This window comes from Streptomyces sp. S6 (genome assembly GCF_054880855.1).
This window is the reverse complement of the sequence record NZ_JBTYMC010000382.1, coordinates 1-5,632: the sequence shown is the minus strand read 5'-3', so window position 1 is coordinate 5,632 and position 5,632 is coordinate 1. Positions and strand designations below refer to the sequence as shown.

The window sequence follows — 5,632 nt, the reverse complement described above, 5'->3', positions numbered from 1 at the left end:
GGCCGAGGGCTGGCTCTACCTCGCCTGCTGGCTGGACCTGGCCACCCGCGAGGTCGTCGGCTATGCCATGGCCGATCACCACCGCGCCGAACTCGTCGTGGACGCCCTGGACATGGCCCACGGCCGGGGGAATCTGGAGCCGGGCTGCGTGATCCACAGCGATCGCGGTAGCGAGTACACCTCGAACCAATTCCGGGATGTGATAAAGGAGTTGGGTCTGCGGCAGAGCTGCGGACGCACTGGATCATGTTTCGACAACGCCGCCGCGGAGAGTTTCTGGGCCCTGCTCAAGGAGGAGATCGGCACCCGGATCTGGCCCGACCGGGCCACCGCCCGCGCCGAGGTCTTCACCTTCATCGAGACCTTCTACAACCGCCGCCGCCTGCGCAAACACAAGATCTTCGGCTACCTCACCCCAGCCGAGACCAGGCAGCGGCATCAACACGCCCTCGCGGCATAACCATCGAGTGTCCAAGATCACGGGGAAACTTCAAGGTGTGCCGGTGCGGACGTTGCGAGCGACGTTGCGCGGGATCTCCTCCTCGCGCACGGCGTGCTCCAGGGCGGACTTGAGCACGAAGTGGATGTAGGACAGGGTGAGCGGCGAGAGCTGCTTGGAGTAGTACTTTTCGGCCGTGCAGCAGAAGGACAGGTCCCACCCAGCCACCCTGGTTACACCACTCGTTTGACAGACCCCCGCCGCGCTGCTGGATCCTCGGGTACCCCGGCTTCCACCTCGACGTCCTGCCCGCCATCCCTGACGAGGAACACCCGACCACCGGCATTCTCTTGACGGTCAGGATGACGGTCCGCGCCGTCTCGGCGGCCTGTGTCATACGTGTCTCCCACCCCGTGCGGTCAGGTCCCGGGGGCGTGCCGCCCCGGTCGACTGCGGCCATCGTAGGGTCGAAGGACGACGATCGCTCGGCCTCGCGGACAGCCGCGGGCCACGACCGAGGGAGGCGACCGCATGACGGCCCCGATCACGGCCGGTTTCGACGGCACCGACGCAAGCCTCGCCGCCTTGTCCTGGGCGGCCCGCGAGGCCGTACGGCGAGACAGGGCACTGAGGATCGTGCACGCCTGGGAGGTCCACCCGGAGGCGGCGGTGGACCGTGCGACACAGGAGGGCTGGGCCCGCGACGCGGTCACGGAGGCCGCCCGGGAGATCGCCGGGCGCCATCCCGGGCTGGACGTCGTCACCGACTCGGTCGAAGGGCCGGTCGTCGAGACGCTCACCGGCGCCGAGGACCTCCTCGTGCTCGGCTCGCGCGGACACGGCGCGGTCGTCGGGTTCCTGCTCGGCTCGGTCGGACAGCAGGCCGTCGCCGACGCGGCCCACCCGGTCGTCCTGGTGCGCGCCGGGGACGACGCGGCGCACGAGGCCGCCGGGCGCGACATCGTCGTGGGACAGGAGGGTGAGCCGGAGGACAGCGCCGCCGCCCTGCGGTTCGCGTTCGAGACGGCCGCCGCGCGCGGGGCGGGCGTCCGCGTCGTCCGCGCCTGGACCCTGCCCCCGCTGTTCGCCTACAGCCCCGGCTCGCTGCGGCTCCTCGACGACGCCGGCGGCCTCGAACCGTACGAGCACAAAGCCCTCGCCGACGCCGTCCGGCCCTGGCGGGAGCGGTACCCGAAGGTGCCCGTCGTCGAGCACATCGAGATGGGCAGCGCCGGACAGGTGCTCCTCGCGGCGGCGGAGACGGCACAGCTCGTGGTCGTCGGCAGGCGGGCGCGGCGGACGGCCGTGGGCGCGCGGATCGGGTCCGTCGCCCACGGCGTGCTGCACCACGCGCCCTGCCCGGTGGCCGTGGTGCCGCACGGCTGACGCTCACTCCGGCAGCGTCGGCTCCAGGGTCTCCCGCGCCTTGGGCAGGATGTTCTTGATGTAGTCCGCGACGGCCGTGTCGAGCCCGATGTCGTGCTGTGCGCGCTCGGACAGGTACCAGCGGTGCTCCAGCAGCTCGTGGTAGATCTCCGCCGGGTCCATCTGGCCGCGCAGCTCCAGCGGCACCTCGCGCACGGTCGGCCGGAACACGTCCCGCACCCAGCGGTGCGCCAGCACCTCCGGGCGGGCCGCCAGGGGGTCGCCCGGGGCGTAGTCGTCCTGGGTGGCCATCCAGGACTCCAGGTCGCTCAGCAGCCGCCTGGCCTGGTTCTCCTCCGTGTCCAGGCCCGTCAGCCGCAGCAGCTGCCGCTGGTGGTGGCCGGCGTCCACGACCTTCGGCACGAACGTGACCGTGTCGCCGTTGGAGGAGTGCTCGATCTGCATCTCGGCGACGTCGAAACCGAGTTCGTTCAGCCGCCGGATACGCCGCTCGATGAAGTGGTACTTGCCCGCCGGGTACACCGAGGTGCGGGTCAGCTCCTCCCACAGTTCGCCGTAGCGCCGGAAGATCTCCTGGCCGAACTCGATCGCGTCGATCGACGGGTGCAGGGCGCCCGACGCCTCCAGGTCGAGCAGCTCGCCGCTGATGTTGACGCGCGCGAGGTCGACGTCGTACTCCCGCTGCCCGTTGGACAACTGGGGGTGCAGGTCGCCCGTCTCGGCGTCCACCAGGTACGCCGCGTAGGCGCCCGCGTCGCGCCGGAAGAGGGTGTTGGACAGGGAGCAGTCGCCCCACGCGAACCCGGCGAGGTGCAGCCGGACCAGGAGGACGGCCAGGGCGTCCATCAGCCGGTGCATCGTCGCGGGACGCATCGTCGTCTCGAACATCGACCGGTACGGCTGCGAGCCGCCTAGGTGCCGGGTCACGAGCACCGACTCCAGGGGCTCGCCGTCCTCGGTCGTGCGGCCCGTCACGACGGCGAGGGGATCGACCGCCGGGATACCGAGCCGGGCCAGGTCGCGCAGCATGTCGTACTCGCGCAGGGCGGGCCGCTCGGCCAGCTCCTTCACGGCGATGACCTCGTCCCCCGCGCGCGCGTAGCGCACGACGTGCCGCGAGATACCGCGCGGCAGCGGAACGAGAACCTCCTCGGGCCACTCCTCCAGCGGAACGTCCCACGGCAGCTCCAGCAGGAGGGCCGGATGCTCCGGAGTCGTCGCACTTATCTGCAAAGCCATGGCCTGACCTTAATGGGCCATCTCGCGCGCGTGACGTGCGGCATCGCCTATGTCGCCCCGATGCACCGGACCGTGTCCCGGCAGGACGACGTCTCCGTCCAGCTCCTCGAACAACGCGAGGGAGGCCACCGCGCGTTCGCGCTCGTGGTGGAACATGTCGGGCAGGAGCTGCGGGCCCTTCCTGCGGGACGTCGGGTGGCCGCTCACCAGGGCGTCCCCGGAGATCACGACGCCGGTGCCGGGCAGGTGGTAGGCGCAGTGGCCGAGCGTGTGCCCCGGCGTGTGCACCGGCACCGGACGGCCCGGCAGATCCAGCGCGCCGGCCGCCGGGAACGTCTCCGGGGAGGTCACCCGGGTGTCCGCGGTGCCGCCCGAGCGGATCGCGTGCACCGCCCACGGCAGCACACCGGGCCGCCACCCGTTCCTCAGCACCTCCCCGACCGTGACCTGGTGGAGGAACTCCCGGCGCGCGTGCGGCACTTCCGCCTCGTGCAGATACACCGGCGTGCCGTACGCCGACCGCAGGAACTCCGCGCTGCCGAGATGGTCGGCGTGGGCGTGGGTGACGAGCACCGCCGCGACCGCCTCCGGGGCGCTGCCGACCGCCGCGAGGGAGGCGAGGAGCGCCTCGCGGTCGCCGGGGTAGCCGGTGTCGACCAGCGTGACCGCGTCGCCGTCGCTGAGGATGATCCAGTTGGTGTTGCTGCCGTGGACGAGATACGTCCCGTCGGCGACTTGCCGCACGTCTGCCTGCATGTCCTGGTCCTGTGGGGGAGGGGGTGAGGGCCGGGCCGATCAGCCACAGCAAAGCAGATCAACGGGCGGACGCCGTCGCGGGGTGGCCGGTTCCGAGGGCTCCGGCGCACCACCGGCCGGCCCGGATTCGAATACCCGTTCGGGTGAAGATGTGGCGAGAGTCTGTTCGATACACCGGTGTATCCGATACGTTGATGCATGGAACGAGCGAACAAGGGTGCGAGAGGGGGTAGGAGGCATGGCCGACGACGACACCGGCGCCCCGCGCGTCACCCGCCGCCGCGTCCGCACCCGCGCCAGGCTCCTGGCCGCCGCGTTCGACGTCTTCGCCGCCAAAGGGTTCGGCCGGGTCTCCATCGAGGAGATCTGCGACGCCGCCGGATACAGCCGAGGCGCCTTCTACTCCAACTTCGACAGCCTCGACGAACTCTTCTTCGCCCTCTACCGCGAGCGCGCCGACCTCATCGCCGACCAGGTCGCCGGAGCCCTCGCCCAGGACGCCCCCGGGCTCGACGTACCGGCCGCCGTCGACCGCGTCACCGACGTCCTCCTCCTCGACCGCGACTGGCTCCTCGTCAAGACCGACTTCCTCGTCCACGCCGCCCGCGACCCGGACGTCGCCGAGAGCCTCCTCGGCCACCGCGCCCGCCTGCGCGGAGCCATCACCGACCGGCTCGCCGAGACCCCCGTCCCCCCGGTCCTCGGCACCGCCCCCGCCGCCGCCCACGCGGTCATCGCCGCCTACGACGGCGTCACCACCCAACTCCTGCTGGACAAGGACGTCGAGCACGCCCGCGCCTGGCTGAAACAACTGCTCACCGCGCTGCTGACGGACGGCAGCGACACCAACGGATGAAGGGACGGGCGTCATGGACGCGGACGTGATCGTCGTCGGAGCCGGACTCGCCGGGCTGGTCGCCGCGCACGAACTCAACCGTCAGGGCCGCCGGGTCGCCCTGGTCGACCAGGAGAACGCCGCCAACCTCGGCGGACAGGCGTACTGGTCCTTCGGCGGGCTCTTCCTCGTCGACTCCCCGGAACAGCGCCGCCTCGGCATCAAGGACTCCCTCGACCTCGCCTGGAGCGACTGGCAGGGCAGCGCCGGGTTCGACCGCACCGAGGACGAGGACTCCTGGGCGGTGCGCTGGGCGCGCGCCTACGTCGAGTGGGCGGCCGGCGAGAAGCGGACCTGGCTCGCCGGGCACGGCATCTCCTTCGTCCCCACCGTCGGCTGGGCCGAACGCGGCGACCTGCGCGCCGACGGCCACGGCAACTCCGTCCCCCGCTTCCACGTCGCCTGGGGCACCGGCACCGGAGTCGTCGAACCCTTCGTCACGTACGCCAGGCAGGCCGCCAAGGACGGGCTCCTCACCTTCCACCACCGCCACCGCGTCGACGCGCTGGTCGTCGAGGGCGGCACCGCCAAAGGGGTGCGCGGCACGGTCCTCGCACCCGACGACTCCGCGCGCGGGGTGGCCTCCAGCCGGGACGCCGTCGGGGAGTTCGAGCTGACCGCACAGGCGGTGATCGTCACCTCCGGCGGCATCGGCGCCGACCACGACACCGTCCGCCGGTACTGGCCCGAACGGCTCGGCACCGCGCCCGCCGAGATGGTCACCGGCGTCCCCGCCTACGTCGACGGCCGCATGCTCGACATCAGCGCGCAGGCGGGCGTACGGCTCGTCAACCGCGACCGGATGTGGCACTACACCGAGGGCATCCAGAACTGGAACCCCATCTGGCCCGGCCACGGCATCCGCATCCTCCCCGGCCCGTCCTCGATGTGGTTCGACGCCCTCGGCCGCCGCCTCC

General features: G+C 71.7%; 6 protein-coding genes and 1 pseudogene. 4 read left to right on the top strand and 3 right to left on the bottom strand.

Features of this window, described 5'->3' with window-relative positions:
- Positions 1–460 (top strand): IS3 family transposase (locus ACVNF4_RS31755; protein ID WP_461806333.1); only part of this gene is annotated, 460 nt, incomplete at its 5' end.
- Positions 461–493: 33 nt separating this feature from the next.
- Here the strand turns inward: ACVNF4_RS31755 and ACVNF4_RS31750 are convergent.
- Positions 494–619 (bottom strand): annotated as a pseudogene (locus ACVNF4_RS31750) (site-specific integrase); the annotation flags it as partial.
- Positions 620–970: 351 nt separating this feature from the next.
- Between ACVNF4_RS31750 and ACVNF4_RS31745 the strand changes: the two are divergent.
- The gene (locus ACVNF4_RS31745; protein ID WP_461806332.1) at positions 971–1,825 is read left to right on the top strand and encodes a universal stress protein; all 855 of its coding nucleotides are present in this window, start codon (positions 971–973) and stop codon (positions 1,823–1,825) included.
- Between the two features lie 3 nt (positions 1,826–1,828).
- On the opposite strand, the gene ACVNF4_RS31740 is transcribed toward ACVNF4_RS31745, so the two are convergent.
- Positions 1,829–3,064: a DUF4032 domain-containing protein gene (locus ACVNF4_RS31740; protein WP_461806331.1), complete on the bottom strand. Its 1,236-nt coding sequence runs from the start codon at positions 3,062–3,064 to the stop codon at positions 1,829–1,831.
- Between the two features lie 9 nt (positions 3,065–3,073).
- Positions 3,074–3,820: an MBL fold metallo-hydrolase gene (locus ACVNF4_RS31735; RefSeq protein WP_461806330.1), complete on the bottom strand. Its 747-nt coding sequence runs from the start codon at positions 3,818–3,820 to the stop codon at positions 3,074–3,076.
- A 238-nt stretch (positions 3,821–4,058) separates the two neighbouring features.
- Between ACVNF4_RS31735 and ACVNF4_RS31730 the strand changes: the two genes are divergently transcribed.
- Both ACVNF4_RS31730 and ACVNF4_RS31725 read left to right on the top strand, forming a co-directional pair.
- On the top strand, positions 4,059–4,676 hold the full coding sequence (locus tag ACVNF4_RS31730) for a TetR/AcrR family transcriptional regulator (RefSeq protein WP_461806329.1): 618 nt from the start codon (positions 4,059–4,061) through the stop codon (positions 4,674–4,676).
- Positions 4,677–4,689: 13 nt separating this feature from the next.
- Positions 4,690–5,632 (top strand): FAD-binding dehydrogenase (locus tag ACVNF4_RS31725; protein WP_461806328.1); only part of this gene is annotated, 943 nt, incomplete at its 3' end.